Origin of the sequence: Streptomyces mashuensis, from assembly GCF_014654785.1 — a bacterium.
GTDB lineage: Bacteria > Actinomycetota > Actinomycetes > Streptomycetales > Streptomycetaceae > Streptomyces > Streptomyces mashuensis.
Genome location: NZ_BNBD01000010.1, coordinates 77,498 through 98,580, shown reverse-complemented (window position 1 = coordinate 98,580; position 21,083 = coordinate 77,498). Strand labels below are relative to the sequence as shown.

The following is a 21,083-nucleotide window of genomic DNA, read 5'->3' as shown; positions in this document are numbered from 1 at the left end:
TGCTGCTCCCGGCATCAGTGGCAGGGGAAGCCGAGCAGGTGACGTCCGTCGTGGACCCACTCGTGGACGGCCTCGCCGGAGATGAGGGAGGTGGCCCCCTGCTCCGCGCCGACGAAGTAGAGCAGGACCAGCATCAGGATGCCGGTGAAGACCGCCCACGGGGCGATCGCCTTGAGAGAGATGGGGGCGACCTCCGGCAGGGCGGGGTTGCTGGTCGCGGGTGCGGCCGACTGGGCCATGGCAGTACCTCCTGGGGAACACGCGTCCCGGTCGTTGGTGCTCGACGGCGGTGCCGGGTCTGACTCACCGGCCGCCGCCCGCGGATCGCTCCGTGGGCAGTGCCGGCTCACAGTGGCGCGACCGTGCCGGATTCGCACCGGCTTCCGATTGCACCGTCGTCATGTCCACGTGAAGGTACCGCCTGGGGGATCACTGCGCCACGGGCGTGCGGATGCGTGCACCCCGCGTACGCCCCGGGCCAACGCCCGTGGTCGGATGGGCCCGTGGCGCGGGGCGCCCCCGGCCGGGGAGGACGGAGGAGCATGACGGTACGTGTGATGTTGATCTCGCCGGCGGGCGGGGAGGCGCTGCGGGAGGCGCGGTTCGACGACGACGCGCCGCTGGACGCGGCGGGCGCCGCCCGGGCGCGGGCCGCGGCCGGGTCCGTGCCCGGGGCCGGACGGGTCGTCACCGCGCCGTCCGTGCGCTGCCGGGAGACGGCCGCCGCGCTCGGCCTGTCCGCCGCCGGGCCGGAGCCGGCGCTGCGGGACCTCGATGCGGGCCGCTGGCGCGGCCGGGCGCTGGCCGACGTCGCCGCGCACGAGGCGGAGGGGCTGGCCGCCTGGCTGGCGGACCCGGACGCCGCGCCGCACGGCGGCGAGAGCGTGACGGAACTGACCGGCCGCGTCGGTGCGTGGCTCGACGGCCTGACGGTGGGCGACGGCGGCCGCGTGCTGGCGGTGGCGGACCCGGCGGTGGTCCGCGCGGCGGTGGTGCACGCGCTGCGGCTCCCGCCGGCCGCGTTCTGGCGCCTGGACGTCGCCCCGCTCACCCTGACGGAGCTCAGCGGCCGCGCCGGCCGCTGGAACCTGCGCTGCGGCGTGCCGCTGGGCGCGGCCTGACGCGACGGCGGGGTACGCTCCACGGCATCCGATCTTGGCCGGAATTCACCCTTCCGGGCCTTCACACGGCCTTTACCCGCCGTGGGGAACGGTCCCGGCCACCGGTACGTCCCAGCCAGTGTGGTCCGGACGCCCACGGCGCACCGCGGGTGCCGGCCCCGAAGGGGGACGTACGCCATGGGCGGCAGTGACGGGGGAAACGGCAGGTACGGCGGCGCGGGCGGGGACGACGGGGCCGGCGGGTACGGCGGGGACGCCACGGGCCCGCGCCCCCTGGTGGCCGGGCGGTACCGGCTCCTGCGCCGGCTGGGGCACGGCGGCATGGGCGTGGTGTGGCTGGCCCTGGACGAGGTGCTGGACCGGGAGGTGGCGGCCAAGGAGGTCCGGGCGCCGGAGACCATGGCCGAGGACGACGTCCGGGTGCTGTACGCACGGCTGAAGCAGGAGGCACGGGCGGCGGCGAGAATCAGCCACCCCAGTGTCATCACCGTGCACGACGTGGTGGAACAGCAGGGGCGCCCGTGGATCGTGATGGAGCTGGTGCGCGGCGAGTCGCTCGCCGACGTGCTGGCCCGCGAAGGGGTGCTGGAGCCCAAGGAGGCCGCCAGGATCGGCGGGATGATCCTGGGCGGGCTGCGCGCGGCCCACGCGTCGGGCGTGCTCCACCGCGACGTGAAGCCGGCGAACGTGCTGCTGGAGGCGGGCGGCCGGGTCGTGCTCACCGACTTCGGCATCGCGCTGGTGGAGGGCGCGGGCACGCTCACGCGCACCGGCGACCTGATCGGCTCGCCCGACTATCTGGCCCCGGAGCGGGCGACCGGCCGGCGTCCGGGCATCCCCTCCGACCTGTGGTCGCTGGGCGCGCTGCTGTACGTGGCCGTGGAGGGCGTCTCGCCGTTCCGCCGAGAGAACCCGCTGAGCACCTTGCGGGCCGTGGTCGACGAGGACCCGCCGCCGCCCCGGCGGGCCGGGCCGCTGACGCCCGTGCTGGAGGGGCTGCTGCGCAAGGACCCGGAGGCCCGCATGGGCTCGGCGGAGGCCGAGCGCCTGCTGGACGCGGTGGCGAGCGGCCGCCTCACCCAGGCGCCCACGCCGACGTACGTCCCCACGGCCCCGGCGGGTCCGCTGCCGGGGCCCCTGCCCGGCCCGCTGCCGCCTCCGCCCGGGCCCGGCGCGGGCCCGGGGTCCGCCGGCGCGGTCTTCGGTGCCGTGGGCACCACCGGTGGGCAGAGCACCTCCGGGTCGTGGGGTGAGCCGGTGCGCCAGGCCGGGCCCGGGGCGGCCCACGGTCCGGGGCCGGGGTCGGGCGGTACCGGCGGCACGGGGTCCGGCTCCGGGTCCGGATCCGGCGCCGGGTACGGGCCGGTGCCGGGTCCGGTGCTGCCGGTCCGGCCCGGCACGGACGGGCGGCGGGCGGCCCTGTGGTGGGTGCTGGCCGCCGTCCTGACGCTGGCTCTGATCGCCGGCGGCACCGCGGCGATCGTCGCGCTGCGCGGCGGCGACGGGAGCGCGGGCACGGGTGGCGGCGCCACGCCGACGGCCGGCCCGACGCCGGACACGAGCGCGACCGGCGACGCCACGGACGCACCGACGACGGAACCCACGCCCGAGCCGACGGGCGGCCCGGCCACGGGCTCCACGTCGGGCCCCGGGTACGCCACGACAGCGCCCAGCCCCGCCGGCACGTGCCAGGGCGGCTGGGTGACCTCCTGCTGAGGAACGGCGCGACGACGTGACAGGACGTGACAGACGGAACGGCCCACGGGGGTGTGCGCTGTGCAACGGACACGACGGATCGTCGCGCTGGCGGCCGTACCCGCGCTGATTCTCGGCGCGGCACTGACGGGGTGTTCGTCATCCGGCTCATCGGGCTCGCAGGGCACGCCCGTCGCCCTCGAGGCCGCGGGCGTGGTGGCCGACAGCCCGTTCCTCAAGGCACCGGACGCGGACCTGAAGGACGTGACCGGTGTGGCGACGACGAACGGAACCACGGCCGGGGACGCGCGCGGCGCGTTCGGCGGCACGCGGCAGGCGACCCAGTGCGACAAGGCGAAGCTCGTCCGGGAGCTGACGGCGGACCGCGTCAAGGCCATGGCCTGGGCCGAGGCGCGCGGCATCCCCTTCGACCAGGTGTCCACCCACATCAACGGGCTCACCTCGGTGATCCTGCTGCACGACACGCTGGTGAAGAACCACAACTACCAGGGCGGCGGGAAGACCGTCGCCTACCACTCGGTGCTCCAGGCCGGCATCGCCGTCCTCGTCGACGCGTACGGGCAGCCGGCGGTCAAGTGCAACTGCGGCAACCCGCTGGGCACCCCGGACGACATCGACCGCGCGCAGGCGTCGTACCGGGGCTCGCGCTGGTCCGGGTTCGCGGTGGTGCAGGTCACCGTGGTGGTGCCGCGGCCGGAGAAGGAGGGGCCGATGAAGAAGATCCCCCTCGTGGACCCGTACCGGACGGACAAGGGCTTCGACCGCGGTGTCGGCAGCACCGGGTCCGACGACTCGCCGGCGTACCCGGTGCCGCCGCAGGCACCGCGGCCGTCCGCGTCGCCCGGCTCGCCGTCGGGCGGGCCGTCCGGCTCGGCGTCCGGCCCGGCGTCCGGGTCCGGCTCGCCGCCGGGACCGGGTGACGGGTCGTCGTCGGGTACGCCGACGGGGCCGTCGTCGGGCGGGTCCGCCGGGGCGTCCGGGGGGCCGTCGGGCGGGCCCTCGGCGGGGTCCCCGTCCGGGCCGGGCACCGGCGGGGCCTCCCGGCCGCCGTCCCGGAAGCCGCCGGCCCCGTCCACGGGCGGCGGGGGCACGGGCGGGAGTGGCACGGGCGGGGGCGGCACCGTGTCGCGGGCGCCCTCGGCGGCCCCGCACACGGCGGCGCCCGCGTCGCCCAAGTCCCCTTGGGCGCCGCCGCACACGCAGCCGCCGCACTCGGGTGGTGCCGCCGTGCCGCCCACGCACGCGGTCTCCGCGCACCCGCCGGCGGCGTCGGCGCCGCCGGCGCACCGGTCCGCAGCGCCACCGGCGGCCTCCGGCGCGGCCTGACCGGTATCCGGACCGGCTCAGGACAGCAGCGTGGACCACGCCCTGGCGAAGTGGGCGTCGGTGATCTCGTAGGTGGGCGCGGCGTGCAGCCCCAGGGCGCGCCGCGCCGGGTCGGGGTGCGGGTTGCGGCAGATCCACTCGGCGAGGTCGCGCAGCTCCAGCATGGCGGGCACGGAGTCGCGCAGCACCACCGGTTCGCCGGTGTAGGCGGTCTCCAGGGTGCACAGCAGCCGCGCGTAGGTCTCGTCGAAGCGGTCGGCGGCCTCCCGCACCTCACTGTCCGGCGGGTAGTCGGCGAGGGTGCCGGCGGGGTCGATGGGGTGGGCGTCCTCCCAGCTGACGTCGAGGGGTGGTCCGTTGGGCCCGGTGGCGGGTGTGTCGTAGGGGCCGTAGCGGCGCTGCTGGAGGATCTCGTTGAAGCGGAAGTAGTGGCCCGGCCGGCGGTGCTCGCCGAAGACGCGGTCGTCGGAGTCGTAGACGGCGTGGTCGGCGCCCTCGCCCTGTTCGGTGATGACGCGCAGGGCGGTGAGGGCGGAGTCGAGGCCGGTCACGGGGAAGACCTCGCCGCCGGAGTTGTAGAAGTCGGAGGGGCCGACCTGGCGGGCCGGGTCGCCGGTGAACAGGGCGTGCTCGCCGAGCCGGTCGGTGAGCTCGGCGAGGCCGGTGGCGATGGTGCGGTAGAACTGGCCGACCGAGGTCCAGCCGGTGTCGGACGCGACGGAGGGGTGGCCCGGGGGGCGGGCGATGCCGGCGGGCCGCTCGACGAGGAGGAAGGTCCGCAGGGCGTCGGGCCCGAAGTGGCGCAGGGCGACGGTGATGTGGTCGCGGCTGTACGGGAGCCGGGCGGGGTAGGGCGTGACGAAGCGGGAGTGGGCGACCTTGGGTTCGCCGCCGACGGCGTTGAGGACGTTGGCGACGAGCGTCATGTGGAGCATCTCCTCCACGACGACGCCGCGGATCACCTGGAACGCGGTGCGGTTGGTGCCGGGCCGCAGCGTGTACATGGCGGTGAGGTAGGGCGGGATGGTCAGGTGTTCCAGGGTGAGCGCGGCCTGGAGGAAGCGGTGGAGGTCGGCGCGGTCGCGGGGGACGCGGAAGGGCGGTTCGGCGGGGCGGGCCGGGGTGGGTGCGGTGGTCACGGCCGGCCTCCCGGGCGGCGGGACGCGGCGGGCGCCTTGTCGACGGGGTGGGGCCGCAGCGTGACCGGCCGGTGCAGGTCCATCAGGTCGCGGTGGATCTGCTCGCAGCTGCGCAGGGTGAGGGCGGCCATGGTGAGGGAGGGGTTGGAGGTGCCGACGGAGGGCATGCTGCCGCAGCCGACGGCGTAGAGGTTGGGGTGGTCCCAGCACCGCTGCCAGGGGTCGACGACGGAGGTGCCCGGCGAGTCGCCCATCACGTGGGTGCCGGCGCCGTGCCCGGCGCCCTGGAAGACGAGGTCGGCGCCGTCGAAGCGGAAGTGGCCGGGGGCCAGGGGGCCGGGGGCGTAGGCGGTGTGGTCCTCGGCGCCCAGCAGGCGGAACAGCTCGCGGGAGACGTTCCGGGCGGCGGCCAGGCCGCGCTTGACGTGGTCGGAGAGGTCGTAGGTGAGGACGGGGCGGGGGATGCCGAGGCGGTCGCGGTGCCGGGGGTCGAGGGTGACGCGGTTGCGGCTCTCGGCGTCCTGCTCCACGGCGAACTGCAGGCTGAACTGGCGCTCCAGACGGCCGGTCAGCGCCTGGCGCAGGGCCGGGCCGAACAGGGGGCCGGGGCGGGGCGCGGTGGTGTCGGCGGGGATGCCGAGGAGCTCGGCGACGTCGCCGGCGGGCGAGCCGGCGGGCCAGGCCCACCCCCAGTTGGCGATCTCGACGCGGAAGGGCGCCCGCACGGAGCGGGCCGGGCCGGTGCGGAAGCCTTCCAGGCCGGAGGTGGAGCCGGGGCCGCGGAAGGGGCCGGTGGGCCGGTCCAGCAGGGCCCAGGTGAGGAGCGTGGGGTGGTCCATGAGGTTGCGGCCCACCTGGTCGCTGCTGCCGGCGAGCCGGGAGTGGAGCAGCAGTTTGGCGTTCTCGACGGCGTGCGCGGCCAGGACGACGACGTCGGCCTCGGCGGTGTGGGTGGTGTGGACCGGGCCGGCGGGGTCCTCGTACCGCTGGTACTCGACGCCGGTGACGCGTCCGTCGCCGGTCACGAGGACGCGGCTGACGACGGCGCGGGCGACGAGGGTGACGTGCGGGCCCCAGACGGCCTGGGTCTTCAGCGGCGTGTACTTGGCCTGGGCGGGGCAGATGGGGACGCAGGAGGCGTTGCCGACGCAGCGCTCGCCGTAGGCGTTCGGCCCGACGGCGCCGGCGGGGCGGTAGCCGTGGCCGTCGTCGTACCGCGGGTCGGGGGTGCTGTTGCGGGCGTGCGGGGTGGTGACGACGCGCAGCGGGACGGCGGGGGCGCCGGGCTCCTCGCGCAGGGCGGTGCCGTCGAGGCGGCCGGCGAGGAGGTGGTCGAGGTGGCTGCGCGGGACGGCCTCCATGGGGTACGTGTAGCCCTCCGGGAAGGGCAGTCCGACGGCCTCGCGCTGCTCCTCGGCGTCGGCGGCCACGCCGAGCTGCTGTTCGGCGGCGCGGTAGTGGGGTTCGAGGTCGTCGTAGCCGAGGGGCCAGTCGCGGCCGTAGCCGTAGGTGGTGCGGACGGCGAAGTCGTCGGGGTGCATGCGCGGGGTCAGGCCCATCCAGTGCAGGCCGGTGCCGCCGTTGGCGCGGAGGTAGTCGCTGGAGTACGGCAGGGGGCCGCGCTGGAGGAGGTAGCCGTGGGCGCGGTAGCCGCCGGTGGGCAGGCCCTCCAGGTCGGCGACGCCGGGCGAGGGTGCCGCGGCGTTCGGCCGGTAGGGGGCGTTGGGCACCTTGTAGAGCGCGGCGTGGAAGGTGTCGACGGCCTCCTGGTGGCCCTCCCACGTGCTGAGGGTGTCGGTGCCCGCCTCCAGGACGAGGACGCGCCAGCCCTGGTCGCCGAGGTGCCGGGCGATCAGTGAGCCGGCCATTCCGGCGCCGACCACGATGACGTCGTGCCGCCGTTCCCGGGGCGGGGGTACGGCGCTCACGGCCGGGCCCCGCTGGGTGCCGGGCGGGGGTGGGGTGCCGGTGGGGGCGCGGCCCAGGTGCCGAAGCCGGGTGGCCGGGCGCCCGGGGCGTGGCCGCCCAGGGCCCGCCAGACGAGCCCCTCGCTCCAGGCCTGCGGCGAGACGACGAAGGCGGTGTTGGCGGTCTCGCGGCCGAGGGCGGTGTGGGTGGCGCGGGCCAGCCGGGGCCAGACGCCGAGGTACCACAGGTGGGTGATGGCGCGGGCGATGTCCAGGGAGACGGGGTCGGTGATCCGTCCGGGGTCGTCGCCGGCGGCGGCCAGGTCGCCCAGGAAGCGTCCCACGGCGGCCCGGCCGACTTGTTCGATCGTGGTGTCGTGGTACAGCCGGACCATGCCGGTGGAGCGCAGCGTGAACTCGTCGAAGCCGGTGAGGTGGACGGAGACGGCGACGAAGCCGGCGCATTCGGCCGGTGGCGTGGTGGGGCGAGGTGTCATTCCGGATCCCCCCGTCGGTGTGACACGGTCGCTCTTCGATTTTTCTCTGCTTTGCCCGCTTTTTCCACCCGTCCGCCGGTGGTGGCCCGCTATCCGCCCACGAGGTCGCCGGGGTCGGTGTTGGCGCCGCAGACCACGACGGCCACGGTCTCGCCCTCGGCGGGTGTGTAGGAGCCGGTGCCGGGGGCGAGGGCCGCGAGGGCGGTGGCGGCGGCGTGCTCGACGGCGAGCCGGCGGTCGTCCCAGAGGGCCTGGCGGGCGCGGACGATGTCCGCGTCGGGGACGAGCACGGACGTGACCGAGGGGTCCTGGGCGGCGGTCAGGGCCAGGGGCGTGACGCGGCGCGCGCCGAGCGCGTCGGCGGCGACGGAGTCGACCGTCACGTCGACCACCCGGCCCGCCTTGAGCGCCTCGTGCAGGGCGCGGCAGTTCTCCGGCTCGACGGCGACGGTGCGCAGCCCGTGGTGGGCGGCCGCGGCGGCGACGCCCGCGAAGAGGCCGCCGCCGCCCACGGCGACGACGACGGTGTCCAGGCCGGGCACCCGGTCGCGGATCTCGTCGACGAGGGTGCCGGCGCCGGCGGCGATCAGCGGGTGGTCGTAGGCGTGGCTGGCGAGGGCGCCGGTGGTGCGGGCGAACTCCTCGCAGGCGGCCAGTGCCTGGGCGTACTCGGTGCCGACCAGGCGGACGTCGGCGCCGTAGCCGCGGAGCCGGGCGACCTTGACGTGCGGTGCGTTCTCCGGGAGGAAGACGGTGGCCCGCACGCCGAGGCGGCGGGCGGCCCAGGCGCAGGCCAGCCCGGCGTTCCCGCCGGAGGCGATGGTGACCCCGGCCTCGGGGAGCGTGCCGGACTCGCGGTGCGCGGCGAGGAAGTTGTGGGCGCCGCGGGCCTTGAAGGAGCCGGTGTGCTGCATCTGCTCCAGGGCGAGCCACAGCCCGGGGCGGTCCGGGGCGACGGTGACGGGCCGGACGTGTCCCGCCACGCGGCCGGCGGCCCGTACGACGTCGTCGTAGGTGAGGTGGTGCACGTGCGGCTCCTTGGAGTTCGGGGGTTCCCCGAGGCAACGAGCCGGGCCGGCGGCGGGTTCCCGCTACGGCGGAGGGGCCGCCCGCATCGGGGTGAGCTGCTCGATGTCGTAGCGGCGGCGCAGCTCCGCGATGGCCTCGTGGTCGACCTGGGGGCCGGAGGAGAGGATCTCGAAGAGCTCCTCGAAGTACCGCTCGTGGTCGGGTGGCGGTGACGCCTGGAAGAACATGCGGGCGGGGCCGGAGGTGGGGTTGGCGAAGGCGTGCGGGCAGCCCGCCGGCACGAGGATGACCGTGCCGGGGGTGGCCCGTACGCACCGTTGGCCGGAGGCCGATTCCCATTCCCGCCAGCTGTCCTTGGTGCGGACCAGTGGTTCGAAGGCCATCACGTCGAGTTCGCCTTCCAGCACGTAGAACAGCTCTTCGCTGCGGCCGTGCACGTGGGCGCCCACGTCGAAGCCCGGCGGGACGACGACCTCGAAGCTGGAGGCGGCGCGGGAGTGTTCGCCGGTGACCTTGAAGGTGACCTGCTGGGCGGGGGTGACCAGGGTGCGGCCCGCGCCGGGCGGCACGACCAGGCCGTCGGGGGCGGCGACGAGGGACATGGAAGGGCCTCCGTTCGGGCCGGGACGGCGGTGCAGCAGGGGGTTCGGGCGCCGGTTCACCAGGTGACGGGCAGGTTCTCCGGGCCGCGGATGAGGGCCTGGCGCTGCCAGCGGATCTTCTCCGCGGGTTCGGCCAGGCGCAGCCGCGGGAACCGCCGGAGCAGAGTGCCGAGCATCACCTCGGACTCCAGCCGGGCCAGCATGGACCCCAGGCAGAAGTGCGGGCCGTGGCCGAAGGACAGGTGCGGGTTGTTCCGGCGGTCGAAGTCGAGCTCGTCGGGGCGGTCGAAGACCTCGGGGTCGCGGTTGGCCGTCAGGTAGGAGGAGTGCACCACGTCGCCGGCGCGGATCGGCACGCCCGCCACCTCGACGTCCTCGGTGGCCACGCGCGGCAGGCCGACGGCGTTGCGGTGCGGGATGTAGCGCAGCAGCTCCTCGATGGCCTGCGGCAGCAGGTCCGGTTCGGCGCGCAGCCGGGCCATGTGCTCGGGGTGGGTGAGCAGCGCGTAGACCATGTTGGCGCTGTTGTTGCGGACCGCGTGGGCGGCGCTGGCCTGGATGAGCAGCGCGATGGCCACGGCCTCCTCGGTGCTGAGCTCCCCCTCCCCCACCGCGGCGGCCAGGTCGCCGGCGAGGTCCTCGCGCGGCTCGGCCCGCCGCTCGTCGAGCAGGTGGGTGAAGTAGGCGGCCATCTCGTTCTTGGCGGTCTCGCTGGCCTCGCGGCCGGGCGCGGCCGACAGCACGATGTTCGTCCACTGCGCCATGCGGGGGCGGTCGGCCGGGGGCACGCCCATGAGGTCGCTGATGACGGCCAGGGGCAGCGGGCCGTGCAGGTGTTCCATCAGGTCGGCGGGCGGGCCCTCCTGCTCCATCTCGTCCAGCAGTTCGTCGGCGGCCTGCTGGGCGCCGGGCCGCAGCTGGTCCAGGCTGCGCGCGGTGAAGGCCCGCGCCACGGCCTTGCGCAGCCGGGTGTGCTCGGGCGGGTCGGCGAAGCCCACCGCCTCGTCGAGGGGGATGAAGTGCGGGGCGAGCCGGGTGATGGGACGGCCGAGCACCGCCTGCCGGCTGAACCGGGGGTCGGACGTGACGAACTTGACGTCCTCGTAGCGGGTCACGAACCACGCGTGGCCCTCGCCGTTGGGCAGCTTGACGCGGGAGACCGGCTCGTCCCGCAGCCGTTCGGCCATGAACGGGTCGAAGTCCAGGCCCCGCAGGTCCTCGACGGCCCAGAAGCGCACGGGGAAACGTTCCGCGAGGGGATCGGTCGTCGTCATCGGCTGTCCACCCGCCCTGTCTCCGTTCGCGCCCGTCGTCCGGTCCGTCCTCCCGTCAGGCTTCCCCGCCCGAAGGGAACGCAAGGGAACACACCGGGAATATCACCCATACGAGGCAGGTGGCCCCCGGGGCCGCCCCGGACACCAGGACACCTCGCCACTCGTTCGCCTGACGCCCGGGGCGTGGCTCCGCACCGCCCGCCCGGCCCTGCCGCACCCTGTGCCGCGTGGAGAACCGGACCACGAGACCGCCGGGGGTGGGGCGATGAGACGGTTGTGGACAGTGGTACTCGCTTGGACGGTGATGTGGGCGGTGACTCCGGCCGCGGCGGCCCCCGGAGCACCGCGGGCGGCCTCGTCACCCATCGTGGCCGCCGACCAGGCCACGCGGTCGGTGTACGTGCTGGACCCGGCGCGGGCACGGTGGAGCTCCGGCGGCGGCGACCCGGGCGTGCTGTGGTCGTTCAGCGCCGACGCGGTCCGGTCGCTGGCCGACCTGGAGCCCGGCACCACGTGGACCAACCCCAGCGAGGTCAAGCTCCGCCGGCTCGGCGGGAAGCAGTACCTGCTGACCACCGCCTCCGGCGGGCTGGCCGCCGTGGTCGGCTATCCCGACCGCACGGTGTACTGGGCGGCCGACACGGGCACCGGCAACGCCCACAGCATCGAGCTGCTGCCCGACGGCAACGTGGCCGTGGCCGCCAGCACCGGCGGCTTCGTCCGCCTCTACGCCGCCTCCACCGGCAACCGCGCCACGCGGCACGTACAGGTGCCCCTCGACGGGGCGCACGGCGTGCACTACGACCCGCGCACCCGGCTGCTGTGGGCCCTGGGCGCCCAGGAGCTGCTGGGGCTGCGGGTGGGCGGCGCGCCGGACGGCCCGGACCTGGAGGTGGCGGAGCGGGTGGCGCTGCCCTCGCGGAACGGCCACGACCTGGCGCCGGTGTTCGCCGCGCCGGGCCGGTTCTGGGTGACCACCGCCTCGGCGGTGTACCAGTACGCCACCGGGCAGCGGGCGTTCGTGCCGTACGCCCTGCGGTCACGGGTGAACGCGCCCGGCGTCAAGAGCATCGGCGACGACCCGCGCACCGGCCAGGTGCTCGTGGCCCGGCCCGAGCCCGGTCACGCGTGCGCCTGGTGCACCACGACCCTGTTGCTGTACCAGCCGGACGGGCGGCGGACGCTGCTGCGCGGCGGGATGTACAAGGCGCGCTGGTTCACCGCCGCCCGCGGCGGCTGACCCGGCCGGCCGACCGGGCGGCGGGGGCGCCGCTGCGGCCGATCGCCCCCGGCACCACCGCGCTGCCGGTACGGGCCCGCTCAGCCCGGCACGCCGGGCGGGGCCTCCTGGAGCCGGGCCCGGACGGCGGCGGCGGCCTCGGCGCCCTGCGGCACGCGCTCCCAGAGGGCGAGCAGCGACGGCGCCAGGACGCGGGCCCGCTCCCCGGCGTGCTGCCAGCAGTAGTGGGCGCGCTTGAGGGCGGCCAGCGCCTCCCCGTCGGCGGGGCCGCCCCGCTCCAGGTGCTGGGCCGCGGCGGACATCCACAGCTCGGCGGCGCGCGGGTGGTCGCCGGCCAGCCGCGCGAGGTCGGCGCGCACCTCGACCCACAGCACCGCCTCGGGGCTCTGCGGCCCGTGGTGGCGCAGCGCGTGCTGCTCCCAGGCCGCGGCCATGGCGGCGGCCTCGTTGTGCCGGCCGGCGTGGGCGGCGGCAAGGACGCTCGGCAACGGGTCGCCCTCGCCGGGCGGCGGGCCGGCCGGGGGGCCGGGCTGTGCGGGGACGGTCACGGCCGGGACGACGGGCTCCGGCGCGGGGGCCCGTACCGCGGCGGGGTTGGCGAGCACCGCGCCCGCGCCGCCCCGGCACAGCACCGCGGTGCCTTCGGGCAGCGCTGCCTGGCCGAGCGCCGCCTGGTGCAGGTACCCGGGGTCGAGGGCGGCTCCGGCGGCCGGGTGCCCCAGGGCCAGGGCGGAGAGGAAGGCACGGGTGTACGGGCCCGCCTCCGGGGACGGTCTCTCCGCGCTGGGCGTCACCACGCCGACCGCCGGCAGCCCGCCGTCCAGGGCGCCGCCGTGCACGGCGGCCGCCGCGTACGGCAGGGTGCGGGCGTCCGCCTCCACGTCGACGACCAGCAGGGTCGGGCCGGCGTGCGTGCCCAGGGCGCGGGTGAGCCACTCCCAGGGCAGGCCCGTGTAGCGGACGGTGGCGGGGGTGCTGTCCCGCAGCGCGAGGTGGAGCTGGTCGCCGCGCCGGGCGGGCACCATCAGATGGCCCGTCACCCACACCAGCAGCGGCCCGGGGACACGGGCCGCGTCCTGGAGGTAGGCCAGCACGCTCTGCGGCCCGGCCATCGCGGGCAGCTGGACCACGTCGACGGCGCCGGCGGCCAGCATGCCGCGGGGACCGGCTCCGGCCACGGCGTGGGCCGTGGGATTGGGCAGGGCACCACGCCGCCGGTCGGGGGTGCCGTCCAGCAACAGGACACAACCATGAGTCGCGCGGTCCAACGCGTTCATCCTTCCGGCCGAGGGGCGGTACCCGTCCGATCACTCTAGGCGCCCGGGGAACAACGCGGGCCGCCTACCGTGTCGTTCCCGGGCGCCGTGGCCGCCGCCCGCTCCCGCGCCCGCCCCGCGGGGCCGGTGCCTCAGCCCACGGCCCGGTGCGAGGCCGGGCTCTCGTCCAGCGCCGTGCGGTTGACGCTCCGGCAGTACGGAACCTCACCGGTCGTGTCGACAAATCGAGCTGTTACCCAGGAGGGGCGGTCGCGCAGCAGGTACCAGAAGGCGTTGCCGCCGACTTCCTGGGCGCGCACCTTGCAGCGCAGCCCGGCCTGCCCGTGGTACTTCAGGACGGCCCGCACCGGGGAGTCGGTGCTGGGGAACGTGCGCTCGTTGATGCCCGAGGGGGCGGTGACGGTGCCGTAGGGCCGCACCAGCGGGACGGGGGCCTCCTCGCCGTCGGCGGCCTGGGCGGGGACGGCGGTGAGCAGGGTCCCGCCGAGCGCGGCAGCGGCGATCACACCGGCCGCGATCCTCATGCCACGGGCCATGAGTGAACTGAACATGGGAACTCCCTCGATGCGAAGTTGATCACGCATCGTCCGAAGTTCCACGCGAAATGTCGCCATAAACACAAATGTGCAATCAGGTACCCCGCTTGGCCCGGCTCGGCTGGACGCGCTTGGGTTCGCCCTTCATCTTGGGGTGCTCCGGCGGGTACGGCAGGTCCCCCAGCCCGTGCTCCCGCTCGTCCCGGTCGGCCAGGTCCAGGGCCGCGCGCAGGTCGCAGGGGTGCTCGTCCATGCCGGCGTGCACGTCGCCGTCGCGGGCGAACCGGCCGGGCATCGTGGTGATGTCGAAGTCCTCGGGGACGGCCTCGGCCAGCTCCTCCCAGCGCAGCGGCGCGGAGACCGGCGCGTCGGGCCGGGGGCGCACCGAGTAGGCGCTGGCGATGGTGCGGTCCCGCGCGGTCTGGTTGTAGTCGACAAAGATCTTTTCGCCGCGCTCCTCCTTCCACCAGGCGGTGGTGATGCGGTCCGGGTCGCGCCGCTCCAGTTCGCGGGCGACGGCGATGGCGGCCCGGCGCACCTGCACGAAGGTCCACGCGGGCCTGATGGGCACGAAGACGTGCAGGCCGCGCCCGCCCGACGTCTTGGGCCAGCCCGTGAGGCCCAGCCCGTCGAGCACCTCGCGCAGGAGCTGCGCGGCGTGCACCGCGTCGGCGTAGTCGGTGCCGGGCTGCGGGTCGAGGTCGATGCGCAGCTCGTCGGGGTGGTCGGTGTCGCCGCGCCGTACGGGCCAGGGGTGGAAGGTGAGGCAGCCGAGGTTGGCGGCCCACAGCACGGCCGCGACCTCGGTGGGACAGATCTCGTCGGCGTACCGTCCGGAGGGGAAGGCGATCCGGCCGGTGGGGATCCAGTCGGGGAGGTTCTTCGGCGCCCGTTTCTGGAAGAACGACTCGCCCTCCACGCCGTCGGGATAGCGCTCCAGCGTGGTGGGCCGGTCCTTCAGGGCGCGCAGCACGCCGTCGCCGACGCTGAGGTAGTAGCGAGCCAGGTCGTGCTTGGTGTAGCCGCGCCGGGGGAAGTAGACCTTGTCCGGGTTGGACAGCCGTACCGTGCGTTCGCCCACGGTGAGCTCGATGGTCTCTGCCATGCGCCTCACGCTAGGCGGGGCCGCCGCACGGCGCCCGTCGGCGGGCGGTCCCCGGCCGGGGACCGCACAATCCAGGTCATGGACCTTCCCGTGATGCCTCCGGTGGAGCCGATGCTGGCCAGGTCGGCGCCGGCGATCCCGCCGGGGATGCAGTACGAGGCCAAGTGGGACGGCTTCCGTGCCGTCGTGTTCCGGGACGGCGACGAGATCGAGCTGGGCAGCCGCACCGGCAAGACCCTCACCCGCTACTTCCCCGAGCTGACCGGCGCCCTGCTGGAGCAGCTGCCGCCGCGGTGCGTGCTGGACGGGGAGATCGTGGTGGCGCGTGGCGGCCGGCTGGACTTCGACGCGCTGCTGGAGCGCATCCACCCCGCGGCGTCCCGGGTGCGGCACCTCGCGGAGGTCACCCCGGCGAGCCTGATCGCCTTCGACCTGCTGGCCCTGGGCGACGTCTCCCTGCTGGACACGCCGCAGCGGGAGCGGCGCACCGCGCTGGAGGAGGCGCTGCGGGAGGCCGCTCCCCCGTTGTTCGTCGCGCCCGTCACCCACGACCTGGACGTGGCACAGGGGTGGTTCGAGCAGTTCGAGGGCGCGGGCCTGGACGGGGTGGTGGCCAAGCCGCCGGACCTGCCGTACCGGCCCGGGGAGCGCGTCATGGTCAAGGTCAAGCACGAGCGGACGGCGGACTGCGTGGTGGCGGGCCTGCGGGCGCACAAGTCGGGCCCGGTGGTGGGCTCGTTGCTGCTGGGCCTGTACGACGACGCGGGCCGGCTCCAGCACGTGGGCGTGTGCGCCTCCTTCCCGATGCGCCGCCGCCGGGAGCTGATGGAGGAGCTGGAGCCGCTGCGCATGACCGACGTGGCGGGCCACCCGTGGGAGGACTGGGCCGACGCCGAGGCGCAGGCCGCCGGCCGGCTGCCGGGCGGGCCCAGCCGCTGGACGGGCAAGAAGGACCTGTCGTGGGTGGCGCTGCGGCCGGAGCGGGTGTGCGAGGTGGCGTACGACCACATGCAGGCCGGCCGCTTCCGGCACACCGCGCAGTTCCGCCGGTGGCGCCCGGACCGGGAGCCGGAGAGCTGCACGTACGCCCAGCTGGTGGAGCCGGTCTCGTACGACCTGGCGGAGGTGCTGGGCGGCGGCTGAGCCGTCCGGAGCAACGGCGCCGCGGGCGGCCGGGCCAATCACGGCCCGGCCGCTCGTCGTATTTCACTCTGGTACGACCGCCCGCGGTACGACGACCCGCTCCGGCCGGAAGAGGTGACGTTCATGCTCCAGCGTTCCCGGGGTCCCGCCCGCCGCTCCCGCGTCGCGCGCCTCACCACCGGTGCCCGTCGCGGTGCCGTGGTGCTGGCCTGCGCGGGCGTCGCCCTGTTGCCGCGGCCCGCGCTGCCGGCGCCCGGACCGCCGGCGGGGGCCGGCGCCGGTGACGACGGCTGGGTGTCGCCGTTCTGGGCCGAGCCCCTCGGGCGGCCGGCCCGCCAGGCGCGGGTGTGGGAGGAGCGGGGGCGCGAGGACGACGCGGAGGCGCTGCGGCGCCTCGCCGGGCGCCCGACGGCCGTGTGGATGCCGGGCGACGGCGACGACCCGCGGGAGCGGGTCGCGCGGGTGGTCGAGGACGCCGAGCGGGCCGGGCGCATCCCGGTGCTGGTCGCCTACAACGTCCCGCACCGCGACTGCGGCCAGTACTCGTCGGGCGGCGCGCGGGACGCGACCGCCTACCGGGCGTGGCTGGCACGGGCGGCGGAGGGCATCGGCGTGCACCGGGCGTGGGTGGTGCTCGAACCGGACGCCGTGGCGCACTGGGTGTCGGGCTGTCTGCCGGCGGAGGCCGCGCGGGAACGGCCGGCGCTGCTGGCCGAGGCGGTGCGGACGTTCAAGGCGCGGCCGGGCGTGTCGGTGTACCTGGACGCGGGCAACCCCGGCTGGATCGCGGACCAGGGCGCGCTGGCGGAGGCGCTGCGCAGGGCCGGTGTCGCGGAGGCCGACGGCTTCGCGCTGAACGTCTCCAACTTCCACACCACGGCCGGCACGCTCGCCTACGGCGACCGGCTCTCGGACCGGCTGGGCGGCGCGCACTACGTGATCGACACGAGCCGCAACGGCAACGGTCCGTACGTGCCGCCGTCGCGCGACCCGGGGAAGCCTCCCGGCGACGAGGCGTGGTGCAACCCGCCGGGCCGGGCGCTGGGTACGCCGCCGACCACCGCGACGGGGGACCCGCGGGTGGACGCCTTCCTGTGGGTCAAGCGGCCGGGCGAGTCGGACGGCGCCTGCCGGGGGGCGCCGCCGGCCGGGCAGTGGTGGGGGGAGTACGCGCTGGGGCTGGCCACGGCGGCCCCGCCGGCCGGGGAGTCCGCCGCGCGGCCGCCGGCGGAGTCCACGGCGGTCCCGGCGCCGCAGCCCGCACCGGGCGCCGCCCCCGTACCGGCCCCGACCGGGACGCCCCGGCTCTGACCGGGGCCGGCGGCGGGGGCCGTCAGCGGACGTGCACCCAGGCGGCGCGGGAGGGGGTGCCGGCCCGGTCGGTGAGGAAGAGCATGTACCAGCCGGCCGGGACGAGGGCGGGGTTGTCGGGGATGCGGACGGTCACCGCGCCGGCGTGGTCACCGAGTTCGAGGGCGACGGAGCGCTGTTCGACGTCGGTGGCGTGGGTGACCGCGCTGGGCCGCATCAGCCGGGCGGCCGCCACTTCGCGCCGGTCGGTGCCGGAGAGCGTGAGCACGTCGCCGTGGGCGGCGGTGAGCGGGCCGGTGCGCAGCGCGGGCCGGTGGGGCCGGTACAGGTAGGGCGGGGTGTAGACCTCGATGCGCTGCTCGAAGGTGCCCATGCGGGTGTCGTCCGGGTCGGCGAAGAGGGGGTTGGAGCCGAAGACGGCGATCCGGCCGTCGGGCAGCAGCAGGGCCTCGGCGTGGTAGTCGCGGCCGACGGTGGGGTCGGCGGCGGTGGTGAAGGCGCGGCGGGCGGGGTCGTAGAACTGGGCGCGCAGGATGTCGGAGCCGTGTTTGCCGCGGTAGTCGCGGGAACCGCCGGTGGTGAAGACCCGGTCGTCGGGGGTGAGCACGGCGTTGAGGTAGCGGGTGCCCTGCGGCAGCGGCGGCCCGGGGGTGTAGCGGGGGGCGGGGCCGCCCAGGTCGGCGATGGCGGTGCGGCCGGTGGAGCGGTGGGACTCCCCCACTCCGCCGCCGCCGAGGATCATCACCCGGCCGTCCTGGGCGGGGGGCAGCAGGACGGAGGCGGAGGTCTCGGTCATCTCGGAGTCGGTCAGGCCGGGCACGGGGGTGAAGGTGTTGTGGTCGACGTCCCACAGGCCGGGGACGCGGCCGCGGTCGGCGGGCCCGTAGCCGGCGTTGGAGCCGGAGTAGAAGAGCCGGCCGCCGGCGGTGAGGAACAGCGCGGGGTACGTGGGGAAGTAGCGGTCGGGGCCGCGGGTCCAGGTGCGGGAGCGCGGGTCGTAGATCTCGTTCTTGCCCGGGATGATCTCGCCCATGTCGTCGAGGCCGGAGACAGCGAGCACCCGGCCGTCCTTGAGGGTGACGAGCGTGGGGTACCAGCGGGCCTCGGCCATGGGGTCGACGGGGACGTACCGCTCGGCCACGGGGTCGAACTCGTAGGCGTCGCGCAGGCCCTGGAAGTCCTTCTTGTCCAGGCCGAGCTTGGCGGCCAGGCCGTACACGTCGCGGGCGCCGTCGCCGGTCAGGCCCTCGACGCGGTACTGGTCGGCGGTGTGGGTGATGCCGTCCTCGCCCTCCTCGACGGCCTCGACGTACACGCGGGCCTGCGAGGCGGTGACGACGACGCGCGGGTGGTCGTCGTCCTCGGTGACGGTCTTGGTCGCGCGGGGCAGGAGGACGGGGAACTGGGCGCGGTAGCGCTTGCCGGTGGAGCCGGTGAAGACGGTGCCGGCGGGCAGGGTGCGGGGGGCGTCGGGGTTCTCGTTCTTCACCAGCATGGCGCCGCCGGCCCGTCTGACGTCGCCGGTCAGCTTCTCGTAGCGGGCGGTGCCGCCGGCCACCAGCAGCCGGCCGTCGGGGAGCTGGGCGTGGCCGGCGCAGAACATGTCGCGGGGGGTGGGGACGTTCTTGAAGGTGTTGCGCACGGGGTCCCACAGCACGCTGCGGAAGGTACCGGCGCGGAACTGCTTCTCGTCGTTGCCCGAGCCGGCGATCAGCAGCACCTTGCCGGTGCGCAGCAGGGCGGCGTGGATGGCGTTGACGCGGAACCGCGCGGGTGCCTCCACCACGTCCCAGTGGCCGTAGCGAGCCTTGTAGGCGGGCTGTTCGACGGTGTAGTCGTGCCAGGCGCGCCGGGCGAAGCCGGTGGCGGCCGGGCCGTTGGTGGCGATCAGGGCCAGGGCGGCACCGGTGCCGATGACCCGTCGGCGCCGCCTGCCGTCCCGCAGGAACTCGACGAGCCGGGCCGGTACGTGTGTCACGCGTCGTCACCTCTCGTCGCGAGTTCGGGCGGTGCCGGTACGGGGGTGGTGACGGCGTGCCGCCGCCGGCCGGCGGGGAGGGAGGTGCCGGGCGGGGGCCCGCGGTGCTGCGGCTGTTCCTTGCGGGCCGCCCGTTCCTCCCGCCACCGGCCGCCGCGCCAGACGGCGTAGGGCGCGAGGGCGGTGCACAGGGCCAGCACGGCCCACAGGCGCATGGCGGCGTTGGCGTGGTCCAGGGGCCAGGAGGCCAGGAGGACCGTCAGGAGGACGGCGGCCCACACCAGGTGGGTGCGGAAGGTCGCCGTCCGGTCGGGGCTGGCCGAGTCGCCCTTGGGGGTGACCACGAAGCGGGGGCGGCGGCGCAGCAGGGCCTGGCCCAGGGACCGCGCGTACAGGGGTGCGGCGAGGGCGGACATCACCATGCCGGCGGCGCCGGAGGAGCCCTCGGGTTCGTGCGGGCTGACGTTGTGGCGGCGGTTCCAGACGTAGAGCCCGATCTGGAGGGCGGCGGCGTCGCTGTAGAGCATCAGCCACACCTCCGGTTCCACGGTGATCCCCGAGGCGCCCAGGCAGAGGAAGAGGGTGCAGGTCAGGGCGCCGAGCGTCCAGTTGAGGGCGGCCATCGGGTAGTAGGCGACCATGAAGAGGTAGTTGAGGAGCCGGCCCGGGGGCAGCGCCCACATGACCCGCCAGAACTGGCGCAGCAGCGTGTCGTAGGTGCCGCGGGACCAGCGCAGTTGCTGGGAGAAGAAGTCGGTCCAGGTGGAGGGGCCCTCGCCGACGGCGAGTACGTCGGGGGTGTACACGGACTTCCAGCGCCGGCCGGTGGCGGGGTTGCGGCGGCGGTGGATCTCCAGGCCGGTGGCCATGTCCTCGGTGATGGAGTCGTAGAGCCCGCCGATCTGCCGGAGTACGGAGATCCGGACGCAGTTGCTGGTGCCGACGAACATGGGTGAGCCGTAGGCGTTGCCGGCGCGCTGGATCAGGGCGTGGAAGAGGAACTGCTGGCTCTCGGCGGCCTTGGTGACGGCGGTGGCGTAGTTGCCGTAGACCTGGGGCCCGACGACGAAGGCCACGTCGGGGTCGCGGAAGTAGCCCATCATGCGTTCGAGGAAGTTGGGCAGCGGCACGTGATCGGTGTCGACGCAGGCCATGACGGCGTACGCGTCGCCGTGCGCGTCCAGCCAGGCGTTGTAGTTGCCGTGCTTGGTGCGGGCGCGGAAGGTGCCGGAGGGCTGGTTCCAGCGGGCGATGCCGTGCCGGGTGAAGTGCCGTACGCCGAGTTCCTCGCAGAGTTGCCGGGCGTCGCGGTCGTCGCCCTCGTCGAGCAGCCACACGTCCAGCGGCCCGTCGTGCCGGACGCGCACGGCGCCTTCCAGGGTGGCGCGGACCATGGAGAGCGGTTCCTTGCCGGGGACGTAGGTGGTGAGGAAGGCGACGCGGGTGCCGGGCTGGGCCCGGACCGGCACGGGGTCGCGGGCCACCCAGGTGGCGTGCGCGTTGGAGGCGACGTTGACGACGCGGAACAGCTCGATCAGGCCGATGGAGACGAGCATCACGGCGTCGGCGCAGTGCTCCCAGCCGCTGACCCAGGGCCGGTCGAGCCAGTGTCCGGGCGAGACGAGCCACAGCAGCAGGCCGAGGGAGAGGAGGGGGGCGGCGGCCACGAGCAGCATGACGCCCACGCCGCCGCCGGGGCCGTCGAGCAGCCGGCGGTACGTCACGCGGTAGGGGCCGTCGGGTGGTTCGGTGAGCTCGCCGGCGAGCCGGCTGAAGCGCGGGTAGTCGTAGCGGGGGCCGCCTCCTCCGGCCGGCTCCGCGTCCGGGCACGCTCCGGCCGCCGTGGGCCGGGCCTCACTCGCCGAAATCGCCACCAGACACC

Annotated in this window: 18 protein-coding genes and 1 riboswitch; of the genes, 6 read left to right on the top strand and 12 right to left on the bottom strand. The window is 75.6% G+C overall.

What is annotated here, in order from left to right:
* Positions 1 to 14 precede the first annotated feature (14 nt).
* Positions 15 to 239 carry a CbtB domain-containing protein gene (locus IE305_RS22635; protein WP_190131526.1) on the bottom strand — a complete coding sequence of 75 codons (225 nt, stop codon included), beginning with the start codon at positions 237 to 239 and terminating at the stop codon, positions 15 to 17.
* A 33-nt stretch (positions 240 to 272) separates the two neighbouring features.
* A riboswitch (cobalamin riboswitch) is annotated at positions 273 to 436 on the bottom strand.
* A 106-nt stretch (positions 437 to 542) separates the two neighbouring features.
* Between IE305_RS22635 and IE305_RS22630 the strand changes: the two genes are divergently transcribed.
* The 3 genes from IE305_RS22630 (at position 543) to IE305_RS22620 (ending at position 4,163) form a co-directional block, all read left to right on the top strand.
* On the top strand, positions 543 to 1,121 hold the full coding sequence (locus IE305_RS22630; RefSeq protein WP_190131525.1) for a histidine phosphatase family protein: 579 nt from the start codon (positions 543 to 545) through the stop codon (positions 1,119 to 1,121).
* 177 nt (positions 1,122 to 1,298) lie between these two features.
* Positions 1,299 to 2,837: a serine/threonine-protein kinase gene (locus tag IE305_RS22625; protein WP_190131524.1), complete on the top strand. Its 1,539-nt coding sequence runs from the start codon at positions 1,299 to 1,301 to the stop codon at positions 2,835 to 2,837.
* Positions 2,838 to 2,897: 60 nt separating this feature from the next.
* Complete coding sequence (locus IE305_RS22620; RefSeq protein WP_190131523.1) at positions 2,898 to 4,163, top strand: DUF6777 domain-containing protein; 1,266 nt, start codon at positions 2,898 to 2,900, stop codon at positions 4,161 to 4,163.
* Between the two features lie 17 nt (positions 4,164 to 4,180).
* Here IE305_RS22620 and IE305_RS22615 read toward each other — a convergent pair whose 3' ends face one another.
* The 6 genes from IE305_RS22615 to IE305_RS22590 all read right to left on the bottom strand — a co-directional run bounded on the left by IE305_RS22615 (position 4,181) and on the right by IE305_RS22590 (position 10,611).
* Positions 4,181 to 5,302, bottom strand: coding sequence for a ferritin-like domain-containing protein (locus tag IE305_RS22615; protein WP_190131522.1), 1,122 nt, complete (start codon positions 5,300 to 5,302; stop codon positions 4,181 to 4,183).
* On the bottom strand, positions 5,299 to 7,230 hold the full coding sequence (locus IE305_RS22610; protein ID WP_229891366.1) for a GMC family oxidoreductase: 1,932 nt from the start codon (positions 7,228 to 7,230) through the stop codon (positions 5,299 to 5,301). Before IE305_RS22610 ends, IE305_RS22615 begins: the two co-directional genes overlap by 4 nt.
* Positions 7,227 to 7,706: a hypothetical protein gene (locus tag IE305_RS22605; protein WP_190131521.1), complete on the bottom strand. Its 480-nt coding sequence runs from the start codon at positions 7,704 to 7,706 to the stop codon at positions 7,227 to 7,229. Before IE305_RS22605 ends, IE305_RS22610 begins: the two co-directional genes overlap by 4 nt.
* Positions 7,707 to 7,795: 89 nt before the next feature.
* Positions 7,796 to 8,734, bottom strand: coding sequence for a serine/threonine dehydratase (locus tag IE305_RS22600; protein WP_190131520.1), 939 nt, complete (start codon positions 8,732 to 8,734; stop codon positions 7,796 to 7,798).
* A gap of 63 nt (positions 8,735 to 8,797) precedes the next feature.
* On the bottom strand, positions 8,798 to 9,337 hold the full coding sequence (locus IE305_RS22595; RefSeq protein ID WP_190131519.1) for a cupin domain-containing protein: 540 nt from the start codon (positions 9,335 to 9,337) through the stop codon (positions 8,798 to 8,800).
* A gap of 56 nt (positions 9,338 to 9,393) precedes the next feature.
* A complete protein-coding gene (locus IE305_RS22590) occupies positions 9,394 to 10,611 on the bottom strand; it encodes a cytochrome P450 (protein WP_190131518.1) in 1,218 nt (405 codons plus the stop codon).
* A gap of 367 nt (positions 10,612 to 10,978) precedes the next feature.
* On the opposite strand from IE305_RS22590, the gene IE305_RS22585 reads away from it, so the two are divergent.
* Positions 10,979 to 11,851, top strand: a complete 873-nt coding sequence (locus IE305_RS22585; RefSeq protein ID WP_190131517.1) for a DUF6528 family protein — start codon at positions 10,979 to 10,981, stop codon at positions 11,849 to 11,851.
* A gap of 80 nt (positions 11,852 to 11,931) precedes the next feature.
* Here IE305_RS22585 and IE305_RS22580 read toward each other — a convergent pair whose 3' ends face one another.
* The 3 genes from IE305_RS22580 to ligD form a co-directional block, all read right to left on the bottom strand.
* Positions 11,932 to 13,119, bottom strand: a complete 1,188-nt coding sequence (locus tag IE305_RS22580; RefSeq protein WP_190131516.1) for a hypothetical protein — start codon at positions 13,117 to 13,119, stop codon at positions 11,932 to 11,934.
* 140 nt (positions 13,120 to 13,259) lie between these two features.
* Positions 13,260 to 13,679, bottom strand: a complete 420-nt coding sequence (locus IE305_RS22575) for an SH3 domain-containing protein (protein WP_190131515.1) — start codon at positions 13,677 to 13,679, stop codon at positions 13,260 to 13,262.
* Positions 13,680 to 13,758: 79 nt separating this feature from the next.
* Complete coding sequence (ligD, locus tag IE305_RS22570; protein ID WP_190131514.1) at positions 13,759 to 14,769, bottom strand: non-homologous end-joining DNA ligase; 1,011 nt, start codon at positions 14,767 to 14,769, stop codon at positions 13,759 to 13,761.
* Between the two features lie 78 nt (positions 14,770 to 14,847).
* Here ligD and IE305_RS22565 point away from each other — a divergent pair, with 78 nt between their 5' ends.
* Complete coding sequence (locus tag IE305_RS22565) at positions 14,848 to 15,912, top strand: ATP-dependent DNA ligase (RefSeq protein WP_190131513.1); 1,065 nt, start codon at positions 14,848 to 14,850, stop codon at positions 15,910 to 15,912.
* Between the two features lie 123 nt (positions 15,913 to 16,035).
* A complete protein-coding gene (locus tag IE305_RS22560) occupies positions 16,036 to 17,223 on the top strand; it encodes a glycoside hydrolase family 6 protein (RefSeq protein ID WP_190131512.1) in 1,188 nt (395 codons plus the stop codon).
* 22 nt (positions 17,224 to 17,245) lie between these two features.
* Here IE305_RS22560 and glxA read toward each other — a convergent pair whose 3' ends face one another.
* Together glxA and IE305_RS22550 are read right to left on the bottom strand one after the other, a co-directional pair.
* Positions 17,246 to 19,201: a radical copper oxidase GlxA gene (glxA, locus tag IE305_RS22555; protein ID WP_229891364.1), complete on the bottom strand. Its 1,956-nt coding sequence runs from the start codon at positions 19,199 to 19,201 to the stop codon at positions 17,246 to 17,248.
* Positions 19,198 to 21,075, bottom strand: coding sequence for a glycosyltransferase family 2 protein (locus IE305_RS22550; protein WP_373311716.1), 1,878 nt, complete (start codon positions 21,073 to 21,075; stop codon positions 19,198 to 19,200). The genes glxA and IE305_RS22550 overlap by 4 nt, the downstream gene beginning before the upstream one ends.
* Positions 21,076 to 21,083 lie beyond the last annotated feature (8 nt).